Raw genomic sequence first — 23317 nt, 5'->3', positions numbered from 1 at the left:
TTTACTGATCGTAGCCTGCAATGCGCGCTAGGACGCTGGCAACCGCGAGCAGGCGTGCGTCATCCGCATAGCGTCCGATCAGTTGGGCTCCAATTGGCAGCCCGGCGGGGCCAGTAGCTATGCGCAATGAAATCGTGGGCAGGTGCAGTGCTGTCCAGAGTGCGCCGAAACGTGGCGAGCCCGAGTCCGTCAGGCCTAGCTCGGCTTCGCCGTCTGCGGCGGGGTAGAGCAGCACGTCGAAATCGCCGAACATGGCGTCGGCTTGTCGCGTACCTACATGCATACGGCTTCGTATTTGCAGGTAGGCCTCTGCGCTCACGGTCTCCCCACCGGCCAGGCGCGTTTGCAGGCGCGCACTGAGCTGCTCGTGATGTTGCGTACGCTCATGGGCGAGCGATTGCCGGGCCTCGTAGGCGAACATGCTGCTCTGCAGATCGATCAAGGCTTCCAATTCCTGCGGCAGTCTGCAGCGCAGCACGCTTGCGCCGGCCCGCTCGGCGCGTGCGGCGATCGCGTCGAGGGCGGCGTGCGTTTCGGGGCTGGCATGCTGCCACTGACTCGACAGGCATACGCCAATGCGTGGCCTCAACCCCAGTTGTTCGGTGACGCGCATCTGCGCCAGGCCAAGGGAGAAGAAGGCGGCGTCCGCGACGGTACGGGTCAGCAGGCCCACCGTGTCCTGGGTATGGCTGAGCGTCTTCACGCCCCCACTACTGATGAGGCCGAAAGTCGGCTTGTAGCCGACAACGCCGCAGTACGCCGCCGGGCGCGTGATCGACCCAGTAGTCTGCGTACCGAACGCGACGGGCACCATGAAATCCGCGACGGCGGCTGCGGAACCGCTGGAAGAACCGCCCGGCGTGCGCGCCAGGTCGAGGGGGTTACGGGTTGCGCTCGGCGTCTGCGTGGCGAATTCGCTGGTGGCAACCTTCCCAAGTATGACGGCACCGGCCTCATGCGCCGACGCAACGCAGCCGGCGTCTGCTGCAGGACGATGCCCGGCATAGATCGCTGCCGAGCCATAGGCCGTATCGTAGCCGACGGTATCGATGATGTCCTTGACGGCGACAGGAATGCCGCGCAGCAGGCCACCGGGGCGACGATCCGCCGCACGCGCCTGGGAGAGAACCAGATCGGCATCGACCGCCACGAAGGCGTGCACCGCGCCGTCGCGCTCTTGTATGCGATCGAGGCAGGCTCGCGTCAGCATTTCGGCGGTAAGGTCGCCTCGCTCGATCCGGGCGGCCGCCTCAAGGGCGGTGAGACGATTGGGGGTGCGCATGAGCTGGATGCTCCTAGTTTACAGTGATGCCGGCATTGCGGATGACAGCCGCCCAGCGATCATGTTCCTTGCCGACAAAGACGGCAAAGGCTTCGGGCGTATCGCCGACGGGCTCCGCGCCCTGGGCCAGCAGTTGCTCGCGTGTCTTGGGATCTTTCAGGATGCGGACAACTTCCGCATTGATGCGGCTGACCACTTGTTTGGGCACACCGGCTGGCGCAAACATGCCGAACCAGCCTTCCACTACGTAGCCGGGCAGGCCCGACTCGGAAATCGTGGGAACGTCGGGCAGCAGAGGCGATTTCCGCGCCGAGGTCACGCCGAGGGCAATGAGCTTGCCGGAGCGGATATGCGGCAGGCATAGCGGGAGGTTGCAGAACATCATTTGCACGCGCCCGGCGAGCAGATCGGTCAGCGCAGGGGCACCGCCCTTGTAAGGCACGTGAAGGATATCGGTCTTCGACATGGACTTGAACAATTCGGCCGACAGGTGCTGGCTGCCACCGGCGCCTCCCGAGGCATAGCTGTATTGCTGCTTGTGCAGCAGTGCCAGGAGTTCCTTGACTGAGCGCGCGGGAACGCTAGGGGGAACCACAAGCACATTGGGCACGCTAGCTACATTGACTACCGGCACGAAGTCGCGTTGGGGGTCGAACTTGAGGTTGGTGTGGAGGCTGGCGTTAATCGCGTTGGTGCTGGCCGCACCAAAGAGCAGCGTGTAGCCGTCGCGCTCCGCAGCGGCAACATAGCCTGTGCCGATGTTGCCGTCGGCGCCCGCCCGGTTGTCAACCACGACAGGCTGGCCCCAGGCCTCACTGAGCCTGGTCGCAATGATGCGCGCCAGGGTGTCGGTCACGCTACCAGCGCCAAACGGCACAACCATATGGATCGGCTTGACCGGGTATTGCGAATGTTGTGCCACGGCGGGGAAAGGCAGGAGGGCGCTGAAGCACACTGCGGCGATGCTTCCCGCCAGGGTACGGAACAGGGCTTTGGGAATCATGTTGGAGTTCCTCTGGGCAAGAATAGCGGGGGCTTCGAAGGGGACATCGAAGGCAATCTTATGCTGGTCTATTCGATAGATCCAATATAATATTACAGAGAATTCATTCACTTTTATGTATCAATGGCTCTCTCGTTGCACGCGCTGCGCCTCTTTGTTGTGGTGGCCGAAGAGCTGCATTTCGGACGTGCCGCGGCGCGGCTCCATATGGCACAACCGCCTTTGAGCCAGCAAATCCGGCAACTGGAAGCAAACGTTGGTGCGGACCTGTTTGCGCGAACGACGCGGTCGGTCCAGTTGACGGAGGCGGGCAGGGTGCTATTCGACCGGGCAAGGCAACTGCTGGCCGATGCGGACGCCGCCGAGCAGGCAGTGCTCAGGGCAGCGCACGGCGAGACGGGACGGATCTCGCTGGGATTTACAAGTAGCGCCGCGTACCGCCTCTTGCCACGCATACTGTCTGCTTACCGCAGTGCTTATCCTGCCGTGGCATTCGATTTCACGGAGGCAACGTCAGCCGAGCAGTGGGATGCCTTGCGCGCCGGCAAACTCGACGTGGCGCTGCTTCGCCTGTCCACACTGCCGGTGGAAATGGATTTCGATGCGTTCGAAGCCGATCGTGAGCCGATGTTGCTGGCGTTGCCGCTCGGGCACCCGCTCGCCGCTGACGCTGCGGTGGCGCCAGCGGCGCTTGATCGCCTTCCGATGGTTGGATTCAGCGCCGTCGGCTCAGCCTACTTTCGCGACTTGAGCCAGAAGATCTATCATGCGGCCGGCGTGCAGCCACGCATCGAGCAGGAGAGTGTACTCCCGACGATACTCGCTCTGGTCGAGGCCGGGCTAGGTGCCGCGCTGGTGCCCGCTTCGGCGGCGGAAATGCGCTCGGCACGCGTGACATACCGGCCGTTGCAACCGGCAAAGTCCAGACGCGGCGGCACTATCGATGCCGTGTTGCACTGTGCACGCCCGCATGCCAGCACCAACATGGCCGCGCTCGTATTTGTCAGGCTGCTTGCCACGATGAGCGCGTCGCCGGCACGTACGGGTCAGGCAGGATGAACGGAAGGCATTGCCTTCCGCTTTGCACCGTGGATCAGGGCCAGTCGAGTGCCTTGTCATTCGGGTTCTTGAAAAGTGCCCTCATGTCTTCGGACAGCGGGAAGTCGAGGCTGAATTCTTTTGGCGGCACCGGCTGCGTAAACAACTTCGAGTACATCGCATTGATCGAGCCGGTGATCACGTTGTCCGCCAGTTTCTTCAACGGCATGTCGAGGGATGGCGAGTCATGGCGCATATTCCCGCGCCTGGACAACGAAGAGCGGCCCGGACAAACCGCCTCGTTGCCCTGCCCTGCTCAGGACAGGCATTCCCCGCTGTCGAGCGCATCGCTGCGCGCGCCGTCGGTGAAGCCATCGCGCGAGCTGATGCGGGCGCCATCGGTGTAAGGGTCAGGCTTGCGCATGCCGTCCCGGCACGGATCAAAGCCACGGACGGCGCACACGGTCCTGCCCTGATGCGCGACCACGGGCAGCATGGTGGCCTCGGTGGCCGGACTGTGCGCGCCATCGGTAAAGGCGTCGCGCTGGCCGCTGTGTCCCGGCGCGGCAACGATCAGCGCATCAGCATATGCACCGGCGTGGGCAGTCTGGCTGAGCCCGGCGGCAAGTGCGGCAGCGGCGAGCAGGGTCTTGGCAAGAGTCTTATGCATTGCTATCTCCAACAGGGGTGTCGGCGGCGTTGCCGCGACGGCACTCCTCGTGCAGGCGATCAGCTACGGAACGGCACGGCCCGCACGCGATCGCCTCTGCCGTGCAAGCCGTTGCCTGGCGCGGGCCGGCTGCCATCCGATCGTGGCAGCGGCGTCGCGCCGGACTCCTGGGTCAGTTGGGTGCGGATGCGGGGAAAGAAGTGCCCTGCGTCAGTGCAGCCATCAGAGCATCGCGAACAGCGGCGCCAGCGACGGCAGTGAGGGCTGTAGCACGGCCGGCTATCTTTCCACGCGGGCCTGTCTCCTTTGGCTGCGCAGGCATGCGCACCGTGTGCCCGTGCCGAGCCCGGCGCCATTGTGCGCGCCGCCACGCACGGCCAGCAGCATCCCGCCGTTGCGCGCGGCGTTCACCGCCGCGATGACGTCCGCAACATCGACGCAGCGCGCGATGATCGCAGGGCGCTTGTCGATCATTCCGTTGTACACGGCACGCGCCTGGTCGTAAGCCGCGTCGCTCGGCTGAATCAGTTGTCCCCGAAAATGCGCCTTTAGTGCGGTTGCGATGGGTTCGCTCAACGAAGCTTCCATGGTTGCCTCCTGTCCGGCTGGTATGCAGGAGTTTTAACAACCTCGGCGTTTCGAAAGCGTTAGGTGGGCCGTTACATGGGGGATTCCGCCCCCCGACGGCGCGCAGTGGTCGAGCCGAAACTAACGCGCGAGTAACGCCCGCGCCGTGACGATGTCGGGCTGAACCGAAGCAAACCTTCGCGCTGGAGGATGCCGCACAGGCACATCGAGCGCTCGAATCCAGACAGACGAGCGGCGCGACGGTACTGGTGCCGTAACGCTGCTTACTAACCGCGCGTGAGGCGTTCATCCGCTCGCCATCGACAGGCTGCGCGTTGAACGCCTGCAATATTTCCGAAATCGACGGCGCTGTCGCTTGGAGCGCCTCGCTCAGCATGGCTGACGAACGCGACGCCTTCATTTGGAGGCGATGCATCAGCAAGTCCACATAGCTGGACGTTCCAGAACGGAGACACAGGTGTCAGATCGAGTTGCTGCTCTTCGCGTGCGCCGGGTCGTCGCGGCAACGGTCATGGTCCACGCCATGCCCGCTGCCATGGCGTGGACCAACAAACCTGTGCGGATGCTGGTGCCGGCGCTCGCCGGCGGCACAATGCTTGATCCAGCGTGGGCGCTGTCCGGCGAGTCTGCCGACGAATTCAGCGGTAGGCTTTCACGTTCGTGAAACGTGAAACAACCAGGAAGGTCAATACGGGGGGCGGTGCGACGGGACGCCGAGGCCTGCGGCCCTGTTGGTTCGGGCGAGCAGGATCTTCGAGTCGAATGAGTTCTTGGACGCTTGAGATGAGCGCCGGCGCCTCACTGAAGGGATCTTTTGCAACTACCGCCGCCGGAGAAGCCACAGCTCAGCATTGCTGTTGCTGGAATTTGCGTTCCAGTGCGCCGACGGCAGCAACCTCAATGTTTAGGGCTGAATCCTGGGTCAAGGCCATCCCCCCCTCCTGCGATCACTGTTCGGGGCAAACTGACGCCGGGAATAGTCAAGGCGGGCATTGCAGGCAGATTAACGCCCCAGATTGCAGGCGCAGCTACCCACGGTAGGCATAGGTAGCCGCCTCGCCGGCTGTTCAATGATCTTTTGTCGATCTCTTCGACGCTGGCTAAGTCTCTGATTTCCATAGTTGCGGTCATGATGCTCTCCTGAAGTGGCAAGCACAAAAGGCTGTGCTTGATCGACTTCAGCAGGGATCGTGCCACGACTCCGCGCGCTCGATTCACCTCTTTCTAATCAAATGAGCCGCACAGCAGTTGGTCTTCCGCCGACTAGCACTTGGTGAGTGTTGGTATCCCAAGTGGGAAAGCAAACTTGAAGCGCAGCATCAGCCCCGCATCCCCGCCGCTCGACGCCGCTGCAGAGGCCCATCTCGCCGCCGACGTCGCCGCGCAGCGCGCGCAATTTCCTGAGACCCGCGCGCTTTACCGCGAGGTTTGCGCCTTGCTGTTCTTCCGCTACGACATCACCCCTACCGCCAACAAGCTCTACGGCCTCGTGCGCACGGGCAGCATGGGCACGCCAACCGAGGTGCTGGCGCAGTTCTGGGCGGACCTGCGCGGCAAGATGCGCGTCACCATCGACCAGCCCGGGCTGCCGGATGCGCAAAAGTCGATCGCGGGCAACGCCGTGCAGTCGATCTGGCAGGCCGCCGGCGAGTTGGCCGCCTTGCGGACCGAAGCGCGGCTGCAGGCGAGCGAGGCGGAGGCGCAGCGTGACCAGGCGCGGGCCGCGGTGGTGGTGGTCGAGCAGGTGAAAGCCGCCGTACAGGCCGACTTCGACGCAGTCCAGCGAGCAAGTGCGGCGCTGCAGGGAGAGCTGGAGGCCGAGCGCCAGGCCCACGCGGCCGCGCAGGCGCGTCACGAGGAGGGCATACGCCAGGTCGAGGCGCTCGAGCGGCAGTTGCGGGAGTTGCGTACCCAATTCTCGACGGAGCTGGGCCGCACGCGCGAGCAGGTCGCGATGGCCAGGAGCGCGCCAGCGCCACCGAGCGCCGCGCGCTGCGCGAGATCGACCAGGAGCGCACCCTGCGCCAGAAGGGCGAGCAGGCGCTCGTGAACCTGCGCGCTGAGCTGGCGGCGGTGCAGGCGCGGGCACAGGACGCGGCCGTGACTGGTGCCGAGGAGCGGGCGCGGCTGCAGGCCGAGCGCGACACGCTCATTCGGCAACTGGCGGACGCGCAACAGGCGCTGACGGATGGGCAGGCGGCACAAGAAGAGCTGCGGGCGGAACTGGCGATGGCAGTACGGCGCGCCGAGCGGGCCGATGCGGAAGCCACCGCGACGCGCCGCCTGGTATCGCCTAGGCGCGGGGCGCCGGTGACGCGCACCAAGTTCAAGCCCGGACCGGCCTGAGGGGGGACGCCGGCGGTGTCGGATGGCATTTATCCACCGCACGCGGGGACAAACCGGTGGACAAGCCGCGTGGGGGCCGAGTGCCGATGGCGTCCGCCCATTTGACTAAAATTTAAGCAGCGAGCGCGGTCGTGTCCTCGCGCCGGCGCGGATTTCCACCGCAGCCAGCTAGAACAACCCTGAAATCCAACACTCCCCGCCGCCACGCGGGAACCGGTGTCGCCCCAAATCATTTCACCTTCACCGTGTCGATCGAAATCGAGCGCGCGCAAGCGATTGCGTGGGTCCGCATCCAGATGGCCCAGCACGGCCTGACCCTGGCCGACCTGCAGGCCGCAGGCTGCTTTGCCGAGCCGGCGCCGACTCCATTGCCGGGGGCGGTGCGCCATCGCAACGCGCAGGGGCAGGGCTGGGACGGCCGCGGTGCCATGCCGGACTGGCTGCAGCGGGCGTTCAACGCCGGACAGACGGTGGAGCATTTCCGGGTCGTGTCAACGACGTAGCGGGCCAACGGATGCCACGGCAGCCAAGGCCGACCGAATACCGGACGGAGAGCGGCGCCATGGCAAAGGCCCAACATCAACCATGCAGGAGGCAGCATGCAGGAAGAGTTCGGGTACAAGCATGCGGCCGGTCGATGGGTCGCAGGGTTCGGGTCCCGTCGCGATGCCATCTCGGCGGCAGCGCAGATGGGCATGACGCAGGTGGTTACCGCGGGCTTTAGCCCTGAGCCTCCGTCCTACTTCGCTCGATTCGGAGCGACGAGGATTCTCGACCGGATGCTCTCTGGCATGGCCTTGGGCGAGTACGAGGCAAATTGATTGGCAACGAGCAAGCCCAAGATGTGCTCGCCTCCATTCTCGCGGCAGCGATCCTTGATGGCTTTCCCGGCCGCGAGTCCCAAGAGCCATGGAAACTTCAACTGGATCTCATGAATCGGCTGGAAGCCGCGGTCGCCGCATGGATGGAAGAGAACCACCTGGTGTTCGCGCCGCCTAAAGTCGTGGTGTACGGGACGGAGCAACTCCACGTCGGCGGCACGAATCTGGACGTACCGCTCTTCAGTAGGCGTTTTGGAAATCGAGCGGGTGGACACGATTAGGTGGATCCGCGAGCAGATGACCGCCTACGGACTGACGCTGGCCGAGTTGCAGGCGGCGGGGTGTTTTGCGCCGCCGCCGATCGAGCGCCCGGTCTGCTACCGCAATGCCGAGGGGCTGAGCTGGAACGGGACGGGACGGGCGAAATGCCAGACTTGCTGCGGCGGGCGGTCAATGCCGGGCGGAAGGTAGAGTTCTTTCGGGTCGGGTAGGCTTCCCGAAAGAGATTGCTCACGAATTGAGCTGGGCTAGGCGGATCCGAATCGGGGTCATCGTGGACTTTTCCCGCATCGTAACTAGTTCTACTGTGTCATAAATTGAATCGACCATCGATTGATGCGCAGCATGGGCAAAGCCCAAGGCTGCGCATCAGGTGGAAGCTAAGGTGATGACGGAGTGTCGTGATCGAATTCGCCACGTGTCGCTGCGCGCGCAGGGCTGCCACGGGGGATGTAATCCGCGGGAAGCGCAGGGACTTGGCGTTCGAAGAAGTTTTTTTTACTGCCTTCTGACTTGTCGGCAGTGAGTCGCTCGGCCATCAGGAAGCCATAGGCTGCGATGCTCAGCGTCGCGTGATGGTGGAATCCGCGCCAGCCTCTCCCTTCGTAATGACCAAGGCCGAGTTCTTGCTTCAAGTCTTGGTAATCGCGCTCAATACGCCAACGCATTTTGGTCACGAACACCAGTTGCTCTATCAGCGCATCGGCCGGTGCGGTGGACAAGAAGTATTTGGTTGGCTCCGCTTCGCCCTCCGGCCATTCGACCAGCAACCACTCTTCGTCACGCAAGGTACTGCGCCAATAGTCCCGATGCGCCGGGCGAACCCGCACGGCCGCAAATCGCGATGAAAGGGCCGCATTGGTGCCTTCCCGCCAAGCCACCACTTGGTAAGCACTCGAGGGCAAAGTCATCGCCAGGGTCTTCACGGAAACCGGCTCATGGCCCGGTGCGCGACGCAGCAACTTCGGTGGCCTGCCCGGACCGTTCGACGGTTTCGCCGGCAGTGGCGAGACGCCCGGCGGCCACACTGTCGTCGTGGAGCGAATCCCGACCGCGTAAAGCAGACCCAACTCGGTCAGGGTTTCGCGAAAGCCGGTTTCATCGCCATACGCAGCGTCGGCCAGCACGACTCCGGCAGGCACGCCGGCTGCGATCGCCTCGCGCACTTGCGCCAAGGCAATCTCCGGCTTGGTGGCGAACGCGATATCGTCTGGCACGCCGGCCTTCTGGCGGCGAGTCACATCGTCGGCCCATTCCTTGGGGAGATAAAGCTGATAAGCAATCGGAAGGCTGCCTTGCTCTGTAGCCAGTGACAGGCTGACTGCCACCTGGCAGTTGTCCTGTTTGCCAAGCTGGCCACAATATTGGCGCGCCACACCCACTGAATGTTTGCCTTTCTTCGGAAAGCCCGTGTCGTCAATGATCCAATAACGACCGCTTTGAGCTTGCAGCAAAGGCTGCACCCATTCCCGGACGCGCCCCATCAATGCCGCATCCGACCAATCGGATTTAGAGACGAAGTGGTGCAGCGACTGATGCCGGGCACTGGCATGCAGTGGGTCAACCCGTGCCGCCATCGGTTCGACGCTCTTGCGCGACAGCGGCAGCATCAGGCCAGTGCAATAGCTCTCCAAGCCGGCCCGGCGATCGGCATGCCCCAATCCTTCCGCCAAGTAGCTCATGTACTCCGCAAATCGGTCGCTCGTGCTCATGCACTTCCACCTTGAATGAAGAAGTACATATAATGCACTATTTTTTATGACACAGTAAGACTAGACTGGTGCAATTACACCTTTCTCTGCGCGACTGCGCGAAATCCGGGGCCATTCAATGGAGGGCCGGATCATGCACACTGTTATCAGAGCCTATTCTGGAAGCGGCGCCAGGGGGCTGTTCGATCTGCTGGAAAAGCGGACACCGGAAATCGAATCCCTGATGCGTTCAGTCCAGGGTTTTGTCAGCTACACGCTTGCGCGGACCGCCGATGGCGGTTTTTCTGTCACGACCTGCGATGACAAGGCGGGCGTCGATGAGAGCGTCATGAAGGCGAAGGACTGGATCGCCGAGAACGCTGCCGGCACCGGCGCAACCGCGCCGACGATTTCCGAGGGGACCGTCATCCTGCACGCGAAATAGCAGCATGGCGTGGCATCGCCCAGCGCACGTTCCCAGTCCGACGGGATTCGCTGACGGATACTGCGATTGAACGTAACGCCCGTGCGGCGAATTTTCATTCAACGGATTGGCTGCTGGGCGGCGTTTGCAGGTCTCGGCAGGCCCCTCGGGACCTGTGTGGCGCGCCCTCAATCGTCCGTCGACGCGCTGTTGCCGGGAACCGGTGCAAAATCGAAATGGGCGGCGGCATACACGGCGTTGCACGCCCAGACTTCTTCCCCGTCCTGATAGAAGGTGACCCACTTGCCGTCACTGATGCATTCGGCGCCGGGAAAGACCTCTTCATGGCCGTTGGGACCGTCCAGCGGGAAGGGCGCGTGGGGCGTGGCCCAGTAGTGGCCACTCGGTAAAGCCGCGATCGATTTTCGAGACATTCTTTTTAGTGCTGCCATGCGGTGTCATGTAGCGCACGATCCGACCCGCCGCGGCGAACCGGATTGTGTCAATCCCGCAACGGCGTGGCACCGTCGCGAGACATCCTCGTGTAGTCTCACTGCCAATACCTCCCTGCTATACGGTGCAGTTTCGCCATGGCGCAATACCTCCAAATTGCAATCCGAGCCGTCGGCGTCGGCGCCATCCTTGTGATCGTCGCCGTTGCCTCCCGGCAAGTCTATCTGCGGCTCGCTGCTGAGGCTGGCAGTCTCGGCGGTGAAGAGGATCCCGCGGCAATGATGTTGATCCGATGCGAGGCCATGCACAGCCGCCTGCAGAATCGGCATATTTCCGAAGGCGCTGTGGATGCTAACGAAAAGCCGAGTGCCCGTTGTGTGGAGTCCTGAGGACTACCCAATCTGCGGTTCACTTTCTCTCTGACGAAAGAGGGGGCGCAGGCGTAGCGCCTTTCCCGTCTAAGCCGGATGCTGGCGGGCACAACTCCACGTGTAAGTGGACAAAAAGGCATATTCGCCTTCTTGCAAAGTGATGAACAGTCGCCATGGACCAGGGGCAGGGGTGCTCGACTGCTGCGCTTGGCCAAAATGGTTGGCGTCATGAACTTCATGAACTATCATATGTTCATGACCCTACACCGCCGTATCTCTCTTCGCGCGCGTTTCCCGGCCGCCCCTGTCCGGCTCGAAACTACGCAGCTCCCGAGTGCCCGCGCTCGTCGTGCTGCATCGTCTGCGGTAGCGCGCGACCAGCAACACGCCACCCCCCGTGAGCTAATTGAGACGGCAGTGGCGCTCGTCAACGACGCATCCCGTGAGGTCGCGTTGTCCGTCGAAGTCCAACACGAACTAGATGCGGCACTCGGTAGGATCGTTCGCATCTTTGCGAAGCCAAATCGTCCGGTCCGCGAGCGTCCTTTCATTGCTGCCGGGGAGACTGTGGCACATGCCGGCGGGGCAGCGCATTCCGATCCCCTGCAAGAGGCCCGCGAACGTGGTCGACTGGCAGCCGCCCGGGAGTGGGAACGGCCGGAAAACCTGTCTCTTAAGGACGCCGCGCTTTATGCGGGACGTTCGGACCGCGCCATCAACCAGGACCGCCAGACGGGTCGCCTCTATGCCCTCGTGCTGCCGGGGCGCGAGCGAGGGTTTCGCTATCCGTCGTGGCAGTTCCACGTCGATTCCGAGCGGCTGGCCGCTGTGCTTGCACCATTTGTGGGTGCCGGCGCGAGCAGTTGGGTTATCCATAATTTTCTGCATCGCTCGCAAGAAGGCCTGGAGGGACGCACGCCGGCGGATTGGCTCGCCGATGCAGCGGCCCCGATAGACGCCGTTGTGCGGCTCGTCGACGCGCGGTACCGCGACGAGCAGGGCGCCGCATGACCTTTAGCGCAGAAGATTTTGGGTGTCCGCTGCCGCCGGCCGACCTGGCCGACCGTCGGCTTACCACAAAGATGCTCGATCTCGAGAGGGTAGCGCTCTGGCGGATCCATCGCGCGCACCTGGACCCTATTTACTACAACCGCCGCGCGCCGGGCGTGACCCATTACCGGTTCGATGCGGCCGGCGGCGAGTTCGGCGTCCTTTATGCAGCTCCCAGCTTTGCCGCGTGTATGGCCGAAGCGGTCATTCGGGAGCGCTTCCAAGGACAACACCTGCCGCTACTGCTCGATGAGCATGAACTGAGCAGCCGATGCATTTGCCGGCTGGCCGTGGCCGATCGTCGACCTTTAGTGCTCGCTGATCTTACCGGTCCGCTGACTACCCTTGGCATGGACGCTCGCGTGTTTTCGGTCACTGATTACCTCGGCCCGAACCTGTGGAGTTCGGCGCTGCATGCGACATTTCCTCGGATCGACGGCTTGTATTTTCAGTCACGCCTGGCGGGGGAGCCTAGCGTCGCTATCTTCGATGACCGTGCCCAACTGGTACCAGCAGGTATGCCAACTCGGCTGTTCGACTTTCCTGGATTGGGGCCCTATCTGACGGCCAATCAAATTGGCCTCGCGCCAACCGACGAGGATTGGACATCGAACGGCTAGCGCGGTCAGGCGACGGCGCGACACTGCGGCCATGCCGCGGTCTGAGAGGCACCCCTTTCAAGGTGATCAAACGACACGTCCAGCCTTGAGAACACGCAGGGTCGAGACATGACGTCGTGCCTCGCAACCGGCAACGTAGCCTTTCTTCTTGGGGGCTTTGGGTCCACGCGGATGTTTGTGCATCGCGCGGGGATCAACGTGCGTCGCCATCTTGATCAACTCGCGACCGAGCTGAGCTGGGGTGAGGAGGTCATAGGTCTGCCACACCTCGGGCGGCACCGCGATCATCATGCCGGCATAAGTTGCCCGGATTTCGCTGGCGAGGTAGTACGGTGAGAGCTCGATGTCGCCGGTATCCAGCTCATGCCGGATTCTCACCGCAGTCGCAATCACGCTCAGTACGTTATACGCGAGCGCCGCCACGCCGAATGCCAGCAGCGCCGCGCGCGGTTGGCTCAACGAACGAATCTCACTAGTAGGGGTGATCGCCCTTTTGCTGCAAATTGATACGGTCGCGCTCCCAAATTTCTTGTGAATCAACGACTTGCGAAAGAGTCGACATTCTCGATAAGAGGGAAGTCGGAAAGCCTTGCTGCGAGCGGCTTTCCGGACGGCCACCGTATCAATCTGCAGCAAAAGGACGATCACCCCAGATTCCGCTGCCGGAAGGTCACCTTTGCCCGCGTCAGGCCGGCGACCAGCGCCGCCGGTGACTTTACGGCGATGTTCTCTTGCCCGCGATATTCCACGCGTATCCCTACCTTCTGGCCGAGCCGACCAAGTTCAATCGCGTCCTGCCAGCCGGCCTCATAGTCCAGTTCCACTAGGGTCACGCCTTCGGTCTCAAGAAGCCTTAGCGCCTCCGCTTTGGTGCCAGCTCGAGCTGTCGCCATTTTCTCGTCCGCTGCACGCCGGGCGTGTGGCTATTCGTTCGCTTCTTGCGCCCTGGTCGATGTTGCATGGCCGCATTGTAAGCGGGGAGCGGTCTTCTTTGTCGGGTCCGGTGACGTGAGCAAATTGTGAACCGTGCGAAATCCTGCGGAAGTCCGCCCCTGCGCCATATGGTTGCAGCCATGTCACCAGAACTCGTCGCCCAGCTTGGGCGTCAACGGGCGACGCGAGTTCAGTTTCGCCTGAGGTCGGTGAGTCGGGCGGTCAAGGTCAAGCTCGACGACTTGCCATGAGTCGGGCCTGGCTTGACTATTTCAGGCCATCCAGCAATTTGATGAAGTTCCGCTTCGCTTTGTAAGCCGCACGAATGTTGACCAGCTCGTCAACGAAGGCGGCCTGTTCTCCCAAGGCGGAGCGCAGTTGTTTGATGGCCCGGACGGATTCAAACGCTTCCTCATAGCGCGCTTTTCCTGTTCCTTGCTCAATCACATGTGGGAGCGTTCGCTGGTAAAGCGACAAAGCATCGCGCGGATGTGCCTTCGCAAGGGCGACCGCCATCGGCTTCCAGAGCCCAGCGCTGACGGCACCGCCATTGAACGTTGTCCAGGCACTGTCCGTATCGCCATCGTTGAGAAAGATGCGAACCAGTTCGCTCCGGGTTGCTGTCTGCCAGAGTGGGCGCTTCTTGTTGGTCGGGCGCTCCTCCTTCTCGACTAGCTCCCACAGGTGATTCAGGGCGGCTTCCCGCACCTTCGGCTCGGTGGCAGCTGCTTTGGCGACTGCAATCAAATTGGTAAATGACGAAGCGGTCGGTTGCATCGTGAACCGCTGCCATGCCAATGCGTCGGCTTTGCTATGCTCGCCACGCCGTAATGTCTCATCAATGCAGAAATCAAGCAGCCGCTTATCCTGGTCACCCGGAAATGCCGAAAGGCCGCGTTCTGCCCAGGCCAGCCCGTCGTCGAACCGTTCGTGCTGCTTGCACAGTTCGGCAATAAGGAGGTACCGATGCGGATGCGACAAGTCCTTGGACTTGATACGGATGATGGCATCTACGTCTTCATGCAGCGCGGCAATCGCCTCCATCGCGTGTTCCAGGCGCATACGACGCCCGTCCCAGGTGCCACGCAACTTCTTCTCGGTAAGAGCAGGGAGCGTATCCCAGGCCTCTTTCACCAACGCCTGATAGCGCCGCAAGCCGGCATTCCCAAGAGGCTCTTGGTAATCCGGGAGGACATCATAGAATGTGTCCCAATGCCCTTCGGTCTGAAGACGGAAGAGTCGTTCCGCCAGGCTGACAGGGTCTGGCCTCGCCTGTCGACATGCCTGTAGGTGTACTTCGGCGAGCAGTTGGATGACCGGCATCACCTCGCCGTTGGAATCATCAATCTGTTCCAAGCTATCTTCAGCGCCGGCAATGGCGAGCTCAGTGAGGTCGACGACCTGCGAAGCATGCTTACCCGCCAATCGCTGCTGCAGTAAATCGGCAACCGCCGTCAGCCGGTCTGCGTAATCGCCCGCCTCTTGCCAGTCAAGGAAGCGCGGCACTTGGGTTGCTTGCCGAATTGTGGCGCGCATTCCCGCCAAATCATCGGTCGTCGCCGCCTTGGCCGCGAATAGCAGTTTGTCGCGCAAGCTGTCGTCTCGCTCGGCCGCTTCCATGAGCCACCCACGTAGCGACGCTTCGTCGAGTGTTTCCAGGTATTCCTGTATCTGCTCAGCGTATGTCTTCCGCTTCCGACGCGGCTTCTTTGGCTCCCCTTCGTCCTGGCGGAAGACCTCCTCGCCGCTGTTCTCGAGCCATGAAAGAGCAACGGCGACGGCGTGTTTGCAAAAGACGTCGGAGAGCCCGACCGGGCAATTGCACTGAGGGGCGAGGGAGCCTTCAGCGTTCATGCTGAGGCTGACCCGATAGCGATGGGTTCCCTTGACATCGGCACGTAGCTCTCCACCCTCTTCGCGCAGCAGTCCGACCGCTCCATCCAGGAAGTAGGCTTTGCCACGCGCGAACGTCTTGGCGTCAACTGTTGATTGCAATTTGGCGAGAGAAATGGCGCGACTTAGGCTCGGAGGAGATGTCATGACGGCGGATGATGACGAGAGGCAGCAGCATTTGCGACAAATGGGCACTTCGCAAGTTTACCCTTTCACCCGGCGTTCCGGGTGATGAGGGCGTGGACGCTGCCGATTGTCAGCGAACTCCAGTTGACTCTACCGTCCGTCGAACCCTGCTGAACTGTAGGCCAGGGCAGGCTACGTAACTTCTCAATAAGCCGGGGCAAGGCCAGGTGGTGAGGCGTGGCCGGTGACTGGAATGTCGGCGTGGAAATATCGGCGCGAGCTTGCCGCAAGCCGCAACGTGTTCCACTTGTAAACGCTGGGTGGGGATGTTAACTTTCGCCGTCGCCATTCACGCTGCCCGATCATGACCACTTGCCAAAAATTCACGCCGCCGGACATCGCGCGAGAAGGATTGACGCCAAAAGAACTTGAGGTGTTGGCATGGGTTGAGGGATTGGTCGACATGGCCAATGGCTTGCAGCAGGAGACGGAGCAACTGGAACAGGAACTCGCCGAGCTGAGAAGAGCGGAAAAGCGCGCGTAGCCTGACTGCGGCCGTGAAGAAGAAACTTGTTGCGCCGTTCATTGCCGAGGCCGAACGCACGCCGGCGGTGCTGAAGGTGCTGGCCTGGGGTGAAGGTCTGGTGGAGCTCATCCATCGTCTGGTGGAGAACGCGGGGCACATGAAGGACGAAGTCGCGGTGCTCAAGGGAGAGAAGAAGCGCCCTACGTTCAAACCAAGCCGTATGCATGAGGAGGCCGGCAAAACCAGCGAGTCCAATCGGCAGCAGCAGGGCAAACCAGCCAGACGACGTGGTTCGCCCGCCAGGAGCAAGACGGGGCAGCTGAAGATCGATTGCGAGCAAGTCATCCAGCCAGACGAGTCGATCCCGTCTGGCTCGCGGTTCAAGGGGTGATCGTACTTTCCGTGTAAAAAATGGCGGTAGCAGGGTGCAGAGTCGCCTGCAGCAAGGTTTTTCGCCACACCGAGTCTCTCACGATCGGTGTATTTGTAAGTCCTTGATATATCGGCATTTTCCGAGACAAACCGCCAGAAAATGCACGGAAAGTACGATCACCCCAAATCGGCGCACGACCTGGACGCAGTGCAGGCGGAGTTGGGCGCAGCGCCGGGCCGAACGGGCCGAGGCCGAAGCGGCGCTGGCGCGCCAGCTGCTGGCAGAATTGCGGGTGGCGCCGCCCGGGCGGGGGGAGAGTGGTGGCGGGCGGCGGCGCAAGGCGGGGAGCCCGGCGCCGACCGAACAGGAGGCGCCAGGCAAAAAACTGGACCAACAGCAAGACGAAAATCAGGGCGCGCCTACGGCCGCCTCCAACCCGGATGACGGCAGCGACAGCAGTGACGACAGCAATGACAGCAAAAACTGAGCGGGCGGCGGCGATCCGCTGGATCCAGGCGGAGATGGCCGACTACGGGCTGACCATGGAGGAGCTGGAAGCGGCGGGGTGCTTCGATCCGCCGCCCCCTCCGCCACCCGCACCTGCGCCACCCCCAGTGGTCTGCTACCGCAACGCCGCGGGGCAGAGCTGGGACGGGCAGGGCGACATGCCCGACTGGCTGCGGCGGGCGGTCAATGCGGGGCAGAGCGTGGAGTTTTTCCAGGTAGGATAGGAGTTGTCAGTGATGGCAGGCAGCGCCGGGCGGTTCGATCAGCAGTTCGAACAACTGGCGATCAAACTCGGAAAATTGCAGACCGCGAAGACGTGCCGCGTACACCGAGCAGCCGTCAGGGTAGGTCAAAAGCAATGGGTCTACTGTATGGGAGGCATGATCGCCATCCCTACTCAGTCTTCCTTCTAGCAGTGCGGGCGCATACTGGGCCGTATTCGGAAAACTGTATGTTTGGCAGGATTTGCGATATGGTGGTCCGAGCTCAGACTTGCCCGAAGAGTAACGCGGTATGGAGAGGAAATGCCTCGCATTGAGTTGCTGGACAGTGGCAAGACCGGCAGTGTCTATCGCCACATGGACAAGAAGTGGGTTGATCTGTTCTTCGAGACAGGCGAACTAATTCTGACGACGCTCCCAAAGTGCAGAGAACATGATGCGCTAAATAGGGCTGACAGCCGTGATGGGAAGTTGAACTTCGCACTGGCCGATGGGCAGCAGATGGTGGCGGGCATAAGTGTCGTCGGGGCTCGTAGTCTTATCTTGTGCGCTAGCCACTCTGCTCATGCTGAGGTGCAGTCTCGTTTCGGTACAGACAGCTGGATCGAAATCATTGATGCTCACGCGTTTGCCAGCGCAATTGCAGAGACCCTTGGTTGTGCCCGTCCACCAAAGCTTGGCAGCTGCATCTATGTCGATGAAAAAGAAGTAACTCGTGAGGCTGATTATCCTCTAGCACACGATCTCAGGGAGATGAATGAGATGTGTATGAGCGGAGATTTCTCACAGGTAGAGTCGATCTTTCATCGTACGAACGAGCGCCTAGCAAGCAGGGCCGCCGTTTTTGAAGACGACGCATACTTTCGGAAGTTAGCCGAGCCTTATAGGGTGGAGCAGGAGTTCCGCTTTGTATGGTTTATGGATCAAGATGTCGGGAGTCCCATGGTTATCCGTTGCGAAAACGCGCAGCAATGGTGTCGAAGGGCAATGCAGTAGGCGGTTGCCTTGCCTGATAGGGGGCATCGTACTTTCCGTGAAAAGAATGGCGGCAGCAGACCGCAGACCCGCTTGCAGTTAGGCAACTCGGGGCAATGCATCACGTGCCGCCAACGTATTTGTAAGCCCTTGATAGATAAGCCATTTCCGATGCATGCCGCCAGAAAATGCATGGAAAATACAATAGCCCCTATTAAGAAATCGTACCATTAAAATGGCGTAAGGCTAGACCGATGCAGTTTATCAAGAGCGGACCGGATATTCCAGAGACACTACTACAAGCCCATGAAGGCGGGCGCGTGGTTTTCTTCTGTGGTGCAGGAATTTCCTATCCGGCGCAGATTCCGGGATTTGGTGGCCTAGTCGGACAGTTGTATGAGAAGCTGCTCCCGAACCCTAACGGCGTCCAAGCTGCTGCTCTAAAAGCCCTGCAATATGATACGGCGGTCGGTCTATTGGAATCGGAACTCAAGAATCGCGAAGTTGTACGTCGTGCGATGGTCGATATTCTCACGCCAGACCTTGAGGCAAAGAACGCGACCGCAACACACGAAGCCTTGTTGAATCTTTCCAAAAATAAAGGCGGGTCAGTTAGGCTCATAACAACAAATTTTGATCGTCTGTTTGAGCACGTAATTGAGAGGGACGGGCTGTCCGTCGGCTGCTTTTCCGCTCCTCTTTTGCCGGTTCCAAAGAATCGTTGGGATGGCATCGTATTGAATCTAACGGCTGCGGACGAGCCATCCATGTAGTAGTGGAGGGTGAAAGCGCCAGTTTTTGCATCAAAAGGGCGTGGCCACGCGAAAACAGCCACCTCTCAAGTGATTGATTCCAAAGGGCAATTCCGTGCAAACCGCCAGATTTTACTGGGATGGACCCGACGCCTCCCTTCGGGGGACACTGGGGGACTCACATCGGACGTCTGGATGTTCATCATGGAAATCGATATGCTCGGCATTGATCTCGCGAAGCAGGTCTTCCAACTCCACGGAGCCGATCGTCGCGGGCAAGCAGTACACCGGGCGAAGGTCTCCCGCGGTTCGTTGTTCGAAGCCGTGCGCACCCTCAAGCCGAGGGTAGTGGTCATGGAAGCGTGCAGCACGGCCCACCACTGGGCACGACGTTTTCAGTCGCTGGGCATCGAAGTCCGGCTGATCAGCCCGCAATATGTCGCCCCGTTCGTCAAGACGAACAAGAACGACCGCAATGATGCGGAGGCGATCGTCGAAGCTGCGAGTCGGCCGGCCATGCGCTTCGTCACGGTCAAATCGGTCGAGCAGCAGGATATCCAGGCGGCGCACCGCATGCGCGCCATCTTGCTGCGCCACCGTACCGCGCTGATCAATCAGATGCGCGGCCTGCTCGGGGAGCGGGGCCATGCCATTGCCCGATCGCCGGAAGCCTTCAAGCGCGCGATCCCGGAACTGCTGCGCACGAGCGGCGACGAACTGACCGCGTTTTGCCAAACGCTGCTCACTGAACTTCTACAGCACCTGACCGCAATTGAGGACCGGATTCACCTCATCGAAGCCTCGATCCAGACGTTCATGAAGCAATCAGCGCTATGCAAGAAGATCGCCGAGGTGCCTGGCATTGGCCCGATTACCGCCACGGCGATCGTCGCGTCAATTGGCGATGCCACACAATTCCGGAATGGTCGGCATCTTGCCGCCTGGCTGGGCCTCGTGCCGCGGCAATACTCCTCCGGAGGCAAATCACGCCTGCAGGGCATCAGCCGGCGCGGCGACACATACTTGCGCACGTTGTTACTAACTTTTCAGAAAGTATTGTCAGGCCGCAGCGTATTGGCACTCCGGCTGGCGAAAGAACGACTTGACTAACTCAGGCAGTCGTTGAATGCGACGTAACGCACTTCTCGCCAATTTCTTCATTTCGTTCTTTCCCTGGACTAAACGCTTGGAGACTTGCCGCTTCACGTGCGCCCACACCTGCTCGTCGGGGTTCAGGTGAGGAGAATACGGCGGCAGGTAGAACAGCTTCAGCCGGCCTTGCTCACTTTCGACGTATGTTTTGACTAGCTTGCTTCTGTGTACCGGATGCCCGTCCACCACCACAAAAACCGGCTTGGTCGCGCCGATCATCAATCGCTTGAGAAACTCGATAAACACCGTCGTATTGACGGAGCCGTCATGCACCATGAAACGGAACTCCCCACGTGGACTGACTGCCGAGATCATGTTCAGCGAGAAGCGCCGGCCGGTCACGCCAACCACAGGTGTCTGGCCACGCGGCGCCCAAGTCGTACCGGTGTGATAATCCGAGCGAATGCCCGCCTCATCCACGAAGTAGATCGTTGCGCCCGCCGCTCGCGCCTGAGCCCGGATCTCCGGATAGGTCTCAATTTCCCACTGCCGCACCAGCTTGGCGTCCTGCTGCCAAGCCTGATAGAGCGGCTTCTGCGCACTAAATCCCAGCAGCTTCATGATCCGGCTGACCGAGGCCAGCGACAACTTCTTGCCGAATTGGCGATGGATCAGCTCACCGATCAGCGACAGCGTCCACAGCCCGAACTCGAACTTGTACTGCAGCGGCGTGTTGTCCCTGATTGCCTTGGCCAGCCAGCGCATTTCCTCGGCGCTGATCTTTGGTGGGCGGCCGGGTATCGGCTTAGCCAGCAGCGCCGTCTGCCCGCCGTTGGCAAAGTCGGCCAGCCAGCGATAGACGCTGCGCACATTGACACCAAAGGCCGCAGCCACGCTTTCTACCGTCTGGCCTTCGCGAATAGCCTTCACTGCCTGCTGCCGCATTACCTGCAAGGCTTGATGCTCGATCGACCGAGCGTCCGAGTTTCGTTTGCATTTCATGAAATGCATTGTCTCACATGACAATACTTTCTAAAAGGTTAGTAATTCACGGTGCGCGAGCGGTGCTCAGATACGTCAAAAGCAAGACTGACGCCCACAGTATCTGGCTGCAGCAGCTGATCGCGCGACGTGGGTACAACTGCACCGCGGTCGCGCTGGCCAACAAGAATGCACGGATCATTCAGGCACTGCTCAGCAGCAACGCAAGCTACCTTCCACGAGGCGCGGCCGTATAGACGCGCAGAACAGCTTCAAAGGAGAGTATACCCACCCTGGTTTGCGAAGCTTCTCTAAAGCGATGACGAAATTGGTTGAACCAGCATCCTGAAGCCTGTTTTTGGTGCCGGCTGCCGTTTCCGGCGAGCCGCGATTTTGCTAAGGACGGGGTGCGCGGATCTCATCGAGGCTGCGGGCGTGCTTCGGCAGTCGCCCACCGGGCAAGCCGAATACATGCATGCAGACCGTTTCGACATCACCAACAAGAAGCTTGCAAAAGGCGTCGGGTCCATACATGCACCAAAAGTACGATTACCCCAAGCCGAGGCCACCGCGACGCGCCGCATGGTGACCACCAGGCGCCATGTACCAGCGACCAAAACCAAGTTCAAGCCGGGACCGGCCTGCGGGAGGCCCCCGAGGGCAGGGATTTGTCCACCGCGCCACGGGACAACCCTGTGGACAAACCGCACGAGGACAGATGTCCGGCGGGCTCCTCGGGTCGGATTAATTTTTAAGCGGCGGTGTGACCACATGATTCCCAATCCCCAAGGGAGCGGGTTGCTTTACACCGTCGATCCGCCGGGACAATGTTGAGGCCCAACGGTCTTTGAGACGACAACGCAGGATCCTGCTCCGCAGCTTCCTCAAATCTGTGCACCTAAAATGATGTCGATCGAAATCGAGCGCGCCGAAGCGATTACCTGGATCCGTATCCAGATGGCCCAGCACGGCCTGACCCTGGCCCACCTGCAGGCCGCCGGCTGTTTTGCCGAGCCGGCGCCGGCGACGTTGCCGGGGGCGGTGCGCTATCGCAACGCGCACGGGCAGGGCTGGGACGGCCGCGGCGCCATGCCGGACTGGCTGCAGCGGGCGATCCACGCCGGGAAGACGGTGGAACATTTCCGCGTCTAGTGGGTGCGCGAGGGCTTGCGCGGCGTGGCCGGCAGCCACGGCACGCCCGGCGCCGGTTCCCGGCAGCCATCACCCCAGTAGCGTCCGCGCCTCGCGCCGGTCAGGCCTTCATCATCGCCACCAGCACCTCGGCAAACTCCAGCGACAGGCGCGAGAGCGGTTCGGACTGCACGTTGAAGATCTGGACCGAGGCATTGACCTTGGTCCGGATGGGAATCGCCACGATATTGGGCCAGTCCTGCCCGAACACGGTCATGGCATCGACCAGCGCGATGCCGGCGCCCGCCTGCGCCAGCGCGCGCGCCACGTGCGCCTGTTCCACCTCGATTCGCATGTCGATGTCATCGCTATCGCTGCCGAACATCTCCCGCACCAGCAACCCGAACGGCACGTCCGCCCCATAGCCGATCAAGGGCTCGCCCGCAAGCTCCGCGGGACGCACATAGCTGCGCCCGCTCAGCCGGTGCCCCGCGGGAACGAGGGCGACCATCGGGTTCTTCACCAGCAGGCGGGATTCCAGGTTGGGATGCGTCAGCGGCATGTTGGACACGGCCAGCTCGGCCTGGCCGGAGAGCAGGGCGCGCAGCATGTTACCCGGAATCTGCGTGCGCACGACGATGCGCACCGCCGGATGCACGGCGCGGAACGAGGCGATCGCGCGGGGCAGTACCGTCTGTCCGAGGTTGGGGCTGCACGAGATGCGCAGGCTGCCCGTGCGATTGGTGGCCAGGTCCTCGGCGATTTCATTGACGCGCTCGATCCCTTCATACACGGCATTGACCTCGCCGAGCAGGCGGCGCGCTTCCGGCGTCGGGTACAGGCGCCCCTTCACGCGGCGGAATAGTTCCAGGCCCAGGCGCTGCTCGGTGTGCGACATCAGCCGGCTGATGGCGGGCTGCGACACATACAAGAGTTTCGAGGCTGCGCTGATCGATCCGGTGAGCATCACGGCGCGGAACACTTCGATCTGCCGGAGGTTCATTTTCATGATTTCATGCTATTAACTTGATGTTAAGTCCTGCGGACATATAAGCATATGACAGTAATGGCACCGCTGCCTACACTTGGTTCTGACAGCGCACTGCAACGCGTGCTGGCCGGCCCGGAAGCGCTCATGGTGCATCGTGCACCAATGCAGCGCCAGTCGCGC

Annotated in this window: 26 protein-coding genes and 7 pseudogenes; 21 read left to right on the top strand and 12 right to left on the bottom strand. The window is 61.5% G+C overall.

Features of this window, described 5'->3' with window-relative positions; translation table 11 throughout:
• Position 1: 1 nt before the first annotated feature.
• Positions 2-1282, bottom strand: coding sequence for an amidase (locus ACZY0R_RS25475; protein WP_488862235.1), 1281 nt, complete (start codon positions 1280-1282; stop codon positions 2-4).
• Positions 1283-1295: 13 nt separating this feature from the next.
• Complete coding sequence (locus tag ACZY0R_RS25470; protein WP_488862233.1) at positions 1296-2285, bottom strand: tripartite tricarboxylate transporter substrate binding protein; 990 nt, start codon at positions 2283-2285, stop codon at positions 1296-1298.
• Between the two features lie 123 nt (positions 2286-2408).
• Here ACZY0R_RS25470 and ACZY0R_RS25465 point away from each other — a divergent pair, with 123 nt between their 5' ends.
• Positions 2409-3344 carry a LysR substrate-binding domain-containing protein gene (locus ACZY0R_RS25465; RefSeq protein WP_488862231.1) on the top strand — a complete coding sequence of 312 codons (936 nt, stop codon included), beginning with the start codon at positions 2409-2411 and terminating at the stop codon, positions 3342-3344.
• Between the two features lie 34 nt (positions 3345-3378).
• On the opposite strand, the pseudogene ACZY0R_RS25460 reads toward ACZY0R_RS25465, so the two are convergent.
• From ACZY0R_RS25460 to ACZY0R_RS25450, 3 genes and pseudogenes are all read right to left on the bottom strand, one after another.
• Positions 3379-3555: pseudogene (locus ACZY0R_RS25460) on the bottom strand (amino acid ABC transporter substrate-binding protein); the annotation flags it as partial.
• Positions 3556-3639: 84 nt separating this feature from the next.
• Entirely contained in the window at positions 3640-3993 is a 354-nt protein-coding gene (locus ACZY0R_RS25455) for a hypothetical protein (RefSeq protein ID WP_488862229.1), read from the bottom strand.
• A 279-nt stretch (positions 3994-4272) separates the two neighbouring features.
• Positions 4273-4581 carry a hypothetical protein gene (locus ACZY0R_RS25450; RefSeq protein ID WP_488862227.1) on the bottom strand — a complete coding sequence of 103 codons (309 nt, stop codon included), beginning with the start codon at positions 4579-4581 and terminating at the stop codon, positions 4273-4275.
• A gap of 149 nt (positions 4582-4730) precedes the next feature.
• Here ACZY0R_RS25450 and ACZY0R_RS25445 point away from each other — a divergent pair.
• From ACZY0R_RS25445 to ACZY0R_RS25410, 8 genes and pseudogenes are all read left to right on the top strand, one after another.
• Positions 4731-4838: pseudogene (locus tag ACZY0R_RS25445) on the top strand (quinone oxidoreductase); the annotation flags it as partial.
• Positions 4839-5038: 200 nt separating this feature from the next.
• Positions 5039-5176 (top strand): annotated as a pseudogene (locus ACZY0R_RS25440) (tripartite tricarboxylate transporter substrate binding protein); the annotation flags it as partial.
• 711 nt (positions 5177-5887) lie between these two features.
• On the top strand, positions 5888-6631 hold the full coding sequence (locus ACZY0R_RS25435) for a DNA-binding protein (RefSeq protein WP_488862225.1): 744 nt from the start codon (positions 5888-5890) through the stop codon (positions 6629-6631).
• Positions 6628-6927 (top strand): hypothetical protein, encoded by a 300-nt coding sequence (locus ACZY0R_RS25430; RefSeq protein ID WP_488862223.1) that lies wholly within the window; start codon positions 6628-6630, stop codon positions 6925-6927. Before ACZY0R_RS25435 ends, ACZY0R_RS25430 begins: the two co-directional genes overlap by 4 nt.
• A 245-nt stretch (positions 6928-7172) precedes the next feature.
• A complete protein-coding gene (locus ACZY0R_RS25425; protein WP_488862221.1) occupies positions 7173-7430 on the top strand; it encodes an H-NS histone family protein in 258 nt (85 codons plus the stop codon).
• A 96-nt stretch (positions 7431-7526) separates the two neighbouring features.
• Positions 7527-7748 carry a hypothetical protein gene (locus ACZY0R_RS25420; RefSeq protein ID WP_488862219.1) on the top strand — a complete coding sequence of 74 codons (222 nt, stop codon included), beginning with the start codon at positions 7527-7529 and terminating at the stop codon, positions 7746-7748.
• Positions 7745-8029, top strand: coding sequence for a hypothetical protein (locus tag ACZY0R_RS25415; RefSeq protein ID WP_488862217.1), 285 nt, complete (start codon positions 7745-7747; stop codon positions 8027-8029). Before ACZY0R_RS25420 ends, ACZY0R_RS25415 begins: the two co-directional genes overlap by 4 nt.
• A 16-nt stretch (positions 8030-8045) precedes the next feature.
• Positions 8046-8239 (top strand): annotated as a pseudogene (locus tag ACZY0R_RS25410) (H-NS histone family protein).
• Positions 8240-8407: 168 nt separating this feature from the next.
• Here ACZY0R_RS25410 and ACZY0R_RS25405 read toward each other — a convergent pair.
• Entirely contained in the window at positions 8408-9739 is a 1332-nt protein-coding gene (locus ACZY0R_RS25405; RefSeq protein WP_488857692.1) for an IS701 family transposase, read from the bottom strand.
• Between the two features lie 133 nt (positions 9740-9872).
• On the opposite strand from ACZY0R_RS25405, the gene ACZY0R_RS25400 reads away from it, so the two are divergent.
• Positions 9873-10163 (top strand): hypothetical protein, encoded by a 291-nt coding sequence (locus ACZY0R_RS25400; RefSeq protein ID WP_488862215.1) that lies wholly within the window; start codon positions 9873-9875, stop codon positions 10161-10163.
• Positions 10164-10330: 167 nt separating this feature from the next.
• On the opposite strand, the gene ACZY0R_RS25395 is transcribed toward ACZY0R_RS25400, so the two are convergent.
• Positions 10331-10594, bottom strand: coding sequence for a hypothetical protein (locus tag ACZY0R_RS25395; RefSeq protein ID WP_488862214.1), 264 nt, complete (start codon positions 10592-10594; stop codon positions 10331-10333).
• Positions 10595-10732: 138 nt separating this feature from the next.
• Here ACZY0R_RS25395 and ACZY0R_RS25390 point away from each other — a divergent pair, with 138 nt between their 5' ends.
• From ACZY0R_RS25390 to ACZY0R_RS25380, 3 genes are all read left to right on the top strand, one after another.
• Positions 10733-10984, top strand: a complete 252-nt coding sequence (locus ACZY0R_RS25390) for a hypothetical protein (RefSeq protein ID WP_488862212.1) — start codon at positions 10733-10735, stop codon at positions 10982-10984.
• Between the two features lie 210 nt (positions 10985-11194).
• Complete coding sequence (locus ACZY0R_RS25385) at positions 11195-11977, top strand: hypothetical protein (protein WP_488862210.1); 783 nt, start codon at positions 11195-11197, stop codon at positions 11975-11977.
• A complete protein-coding gene (locus tag ACZY0R_RS25380; protein ID WP_488862208.1) occupies positions 11974-12636 on the top strand; it encodes an RES family NAD+ phosphorylase in 663 nt (220 codons plus the stop codon). The genes ACZY0R_RS25385 and ACZY0R_RS25380 overlap by 4 nt, the downstream gene beginning before the upstream one ends.
• A 66-nt stretch (positions 12637-12702) precedes the next feature.
• Here ACZY0R_RS25380 and ACZY0R_RS25375 read toward each other — a convergent pair whose 3' ends face one another.
• The 3 genes and pseudogenes from ACZY0R_RS25375 to ACZY0R_RS25365 form a co-directional block, all read right to left on the bottom strand.
• On the bottom strand, positions 12703-13284 hold the full coding sequence (locus ACZY0R_RS25375; RefSeq protein WP_488862206.1) for a hypothetical protein: 582 nt from the start codon (positions 13282-13284) through the stop codon (positions 12703-12705).
• Between the two features lie 2 nt (positions 13285-13286).
• Positions 13287-13529, bottom strand: a pseudogene (locus tag ACZY0R_RS25370) (PHA-granule associated protein 4); the annotation flags it as partial.
• A gap of 307 nt (positions 13530-13836) precedes the next feature.
• Entirely contained in the window at positions 13837-15609 is a 1773-nt protein-coding gene (locus ACZY0R_RS25365; protein ID WP_488862204.1) for an SWIM zinc finger family protein, read from the bottom strand.
• A gap of 343 nt (positions 15610-15952) precedes the next feature.
• Between ACZY0R_RS25365 and ACZY0R_RS25360 the strand changes: the two genes are divergently transcribed.
• From ACZY0R_RS25360 to ACZY0R_RS25335, 6 genes and pseudogenes are all read left to right on the top strand, one after another.
• On the top strand, positions 15953-16132 hold the full coding sequence (locus tag ACZY0R_RS25360; protein WP_488857125.1) for a hypothetical protein: 180 nt from the start codon (positions 15953-15955) through the stop codon (positions 16130-16132).
• A 13-nt stretch (positions 16133-16145) separates the two neighbouring features.
• Entirely contained in the window at positions 16146-16505 is a 360-nt protein-coding gene (locus ACZY0R_RS25355) for a hypothetical protein (RefSeq protein WP_488862202.1), read from the top strand.
• A gap of 452 nt (positions 16506-16957) precedes the next feature.
• Positions 16958-17218 (top strand): H-NS histone family protein, encoded by a 261-nt coding sequence (locus tag ACZY0R_RS25350; RefSeq protein WP_488862200.1) that lies wholly within the window; start codon positions 16958-16960, stop codon positions 17216-17218.
• A gap of 300 nt (positions 17219-17518) precedes the next feature.
• Positions 17519-18211 carry a hypothetical protein gene (locus ACZY0R_RS25345; protein WP_488862198.1) on the top strand — a complete coding sequence of 231 codons (693 nt, stop codon included), beginning with the start codon at positions 17519-17521 and terminating at the stop codon, positions 18209-18211.
• A gap of 233 nt (positions 18212-18444) precedes the next feature.
• Positions 18445-18963 carry an SIR2 family protein gene (locus ACZY0R_RS25340; protein ID WP_488862196.1) on the top strand — a complete coding sequence of 173 codons (519 nt, stop codon included), beginning with the start codon at positions 18445-18447 and terminating at the stop codon, positions 18961-18963.
• 183 nt (positions 18964-19146) lie between these two features.
• Positions 19147-20001 (top strand): annotated as a pseudogene (locus ACZY0R_RS25335) (IS110 family RNA-guided transposase); the annotation flags it as partial.
• Here ACZY0R_RS25335 and ACZY0R_RS25330 read toward each other — a convergent pair.
• A complete protein-coding gene (locus ACZY0R_RS25330) occupies positions 20002-21036 on the bottom strand; it encodes an IS630 family transposase (protein WP_477115608.1) in 1035 nt (344 codons plus the stop codon).
• A gap of 32 nt (positions 21037-21068) precedes the next feature.
• Between ACZY0R_RS25330 and ACZY0R_RS25325 the strand changes: the two are divergent.
• Together ACZY0R_RS25325 and ACZY0R_RS25320 are read left to right on the top strand one after the other, a co-directional pair.
• Positions 21069-21272 (top strand): annotated as a pseudogene (locus ACZY0R_RS25325) (IS110 family transposase); the annotation flags it as partial.
• Positions 21273-21918: 646 nt separating this feature from the next.
• Complete coding sequence (locus ACZY0R_RS25320) at positions 21919-22167, top strand: H-NS histone family protein (protein WP_488862194.1); 249 nt, start codon at positions 21919-21921, stop codon at positions 22165-22167.
• Positions 22168-22267: 100 nt separating this feature from the next.
• On the opposite strand, the gene ACZY0R_RS25315 is transcribed toward ACZY0R_RS25320, so the two are convergent.
• Positions 22268-23155, bottom strand: a complete 888-nt coding sequence (locus ACZY0R_RS25315; RefSeq protein WP_045242868.1) for a LysR family transcriptional regulator — start codon at positions 23153-23155, stop codon at positions 22268-22270.
• Positions 23156-23317 lie beyond the last annotated feature (162 nt).

This window comes from Cupriavidus sp. F041, assembly GCF_057814235.1.
This window is presented reverse-complemented; position numbering and strand designations above follow the sequence as displayed.

What these genes read in the sequence shown, in the direction of transcription:
- ACZY0R_RS25420 (WP_488862219.1), top strand. Translation starts at nt 7,527, where the DNA reads ATGCAGGAAGAGTTCGGGTACAAGCATGCGGCCGGTCGATGGGTCGCA.
- ACZY0R_RS25380 (WP_488862208.1), top strand. Translation starts at nt 11,974, where the DNA reads ATGACCTTTAGCGCAGAAGATTTTGGGTGTCCGCTGCCGCCGGCCGAC.
- ACZY0R_RS25470 (WP_488862233.1), bottom strand. Translation starts at nt 2,285, where the DNA reads ATGATTCCCAAAGCCCTGTTCCGTACCCTGGCGGGAAGCATCGCCGCA.
- ACZY0R_RS25400 (WP_488862215.1), top strand. Translation starts at nt 9,873, where the DNA reads ATGCACACTGTTATCAGAGCCTATTCTGGAAGCGGCGCCAGGGGGCTG.
- ACZY0R_RS25405 (WP_488857692.1), bottom strand. Translation starts at nt 9,739, where the DNA reads ATGAGCACGAGCGACCGATTTGCGGAGTACATGAGCTACTTGGCGGAA.
- ACZY0R_RS25350 (WP_488862200.1), top strand. Translation starts at nt 16,958, where the DNA reads ATGACAGCAAAAACTGAGCGGGCGGCGGCGATCCGCTGGATCCAGGCG.
- ACZY0R_RS25340 (WP_488862196.1), top strand. Translation starts at nt 18,445, where the DNA reads ATGCAGTTTATCAAGAGCGGACCGGATATTCCAGAGACACTACTACAA.
- ACZY0R_RS25455 (WP_488862229.1), bottom strand. Translation starts at nt 3,993, where the DNA reads ATGCATAAGACTCTTGCCAAGACCCTGCTCGCCGCTGCCGCACTTGCC.
- ACZY0R_RS25475 (WP_488862235.1), bottom strand. Translation starts at nt 1,282, where the DNA reads ATGCGCACCCCCAATCGTCTCACCGCCCTTGAGGCGGCCGCCCGGATC.
- ACZY0R_RS25320 (WP_488862194.1), top strand. Translation starts at nt 21,919, where the DNA reads ATGATGTCGATCGAAATCGAGCGCGCCGAAGCGATTACCTGGATCCGT.
- ACZY0R_RS25315 (WP_045242868.1), bottom strand. Translation starts at nt 23,155, where the DNA reads ATGAAAATGAACCTCCGGCAGATCGAAGTGTTCCGCGCCGTGATGCTC.
- ACZY0R_RS25465 (WP_488862231.1), top strand. Translation starts at nt 2,409, where the DNA reads ATGGCTCTCTCGTTGCACGCGCTGCGCCTCTTTGTTGTGGTGGCCGAA.
- ACZY0R_RS25385 (WP_488862210.1), top strand. Translation starts at nt 11,195, where the DNA reads ATGAACTTCATGAACTATCATATGTTCATGACCCTACACCGCCGTATC.
- ACZY0R_RS25360 (WP_488857125.1), top strand. Translation starts at nt 15,953, where the DNA reads ATGACCACTTGCCAAAAATTCACGCCGCCGGACATCGCGCGAGAAGGA.
- ACZY0R_RS25450 (WP_488862227.1), bottom strand. Translation starts at nt 4,581, where the DNA reads ATGGAAGCTTCGTTGAGCGAACCCATCGCAACCGCACTAAAGGCGCAT.
- ACZY0R_RS25395 (WP_488862214.1), bottom strand. Translation starts at nt 10,594, where the DNA reads ATGGCAGCACTAAAAAGAATGTCTCGAAAATCGATCGCGGCTTTACCG.
- ACZY0R_RS25345 (WP_488862198.1), top strand. Translation starts at nt 17,519, where the DNA reads ATGCCTCGCATTGAGTTGCTGGACAGTGGCAAGACCGGCAGTGTCTAT.
- ACZY0R_RS25365 (WP_488862204.1), bottom strand. Translation starts at nt 15,609, where the DNA reads ATGACATCTCCTCCGAGCCTAAGTCGCGCCATTTCTCTCGCCAAATTG.
- ACZY0R_RS25330 (WP_477115608.1), bottom strand. Translation starts at nt 21,036, where the DNA reads ATGAAATGCAAACGAAACTCGGACGCTCGGTCGATCGAGCATCAAGCC.
- ACZY0R_RS25390 (WP_488862212.1), top strand. Translation starts at nt 10,733, where the DNA reads ATGGCGCAATACCTCCAAATTGCAATCCGAGCCGTCGGCGTCGGCGCC.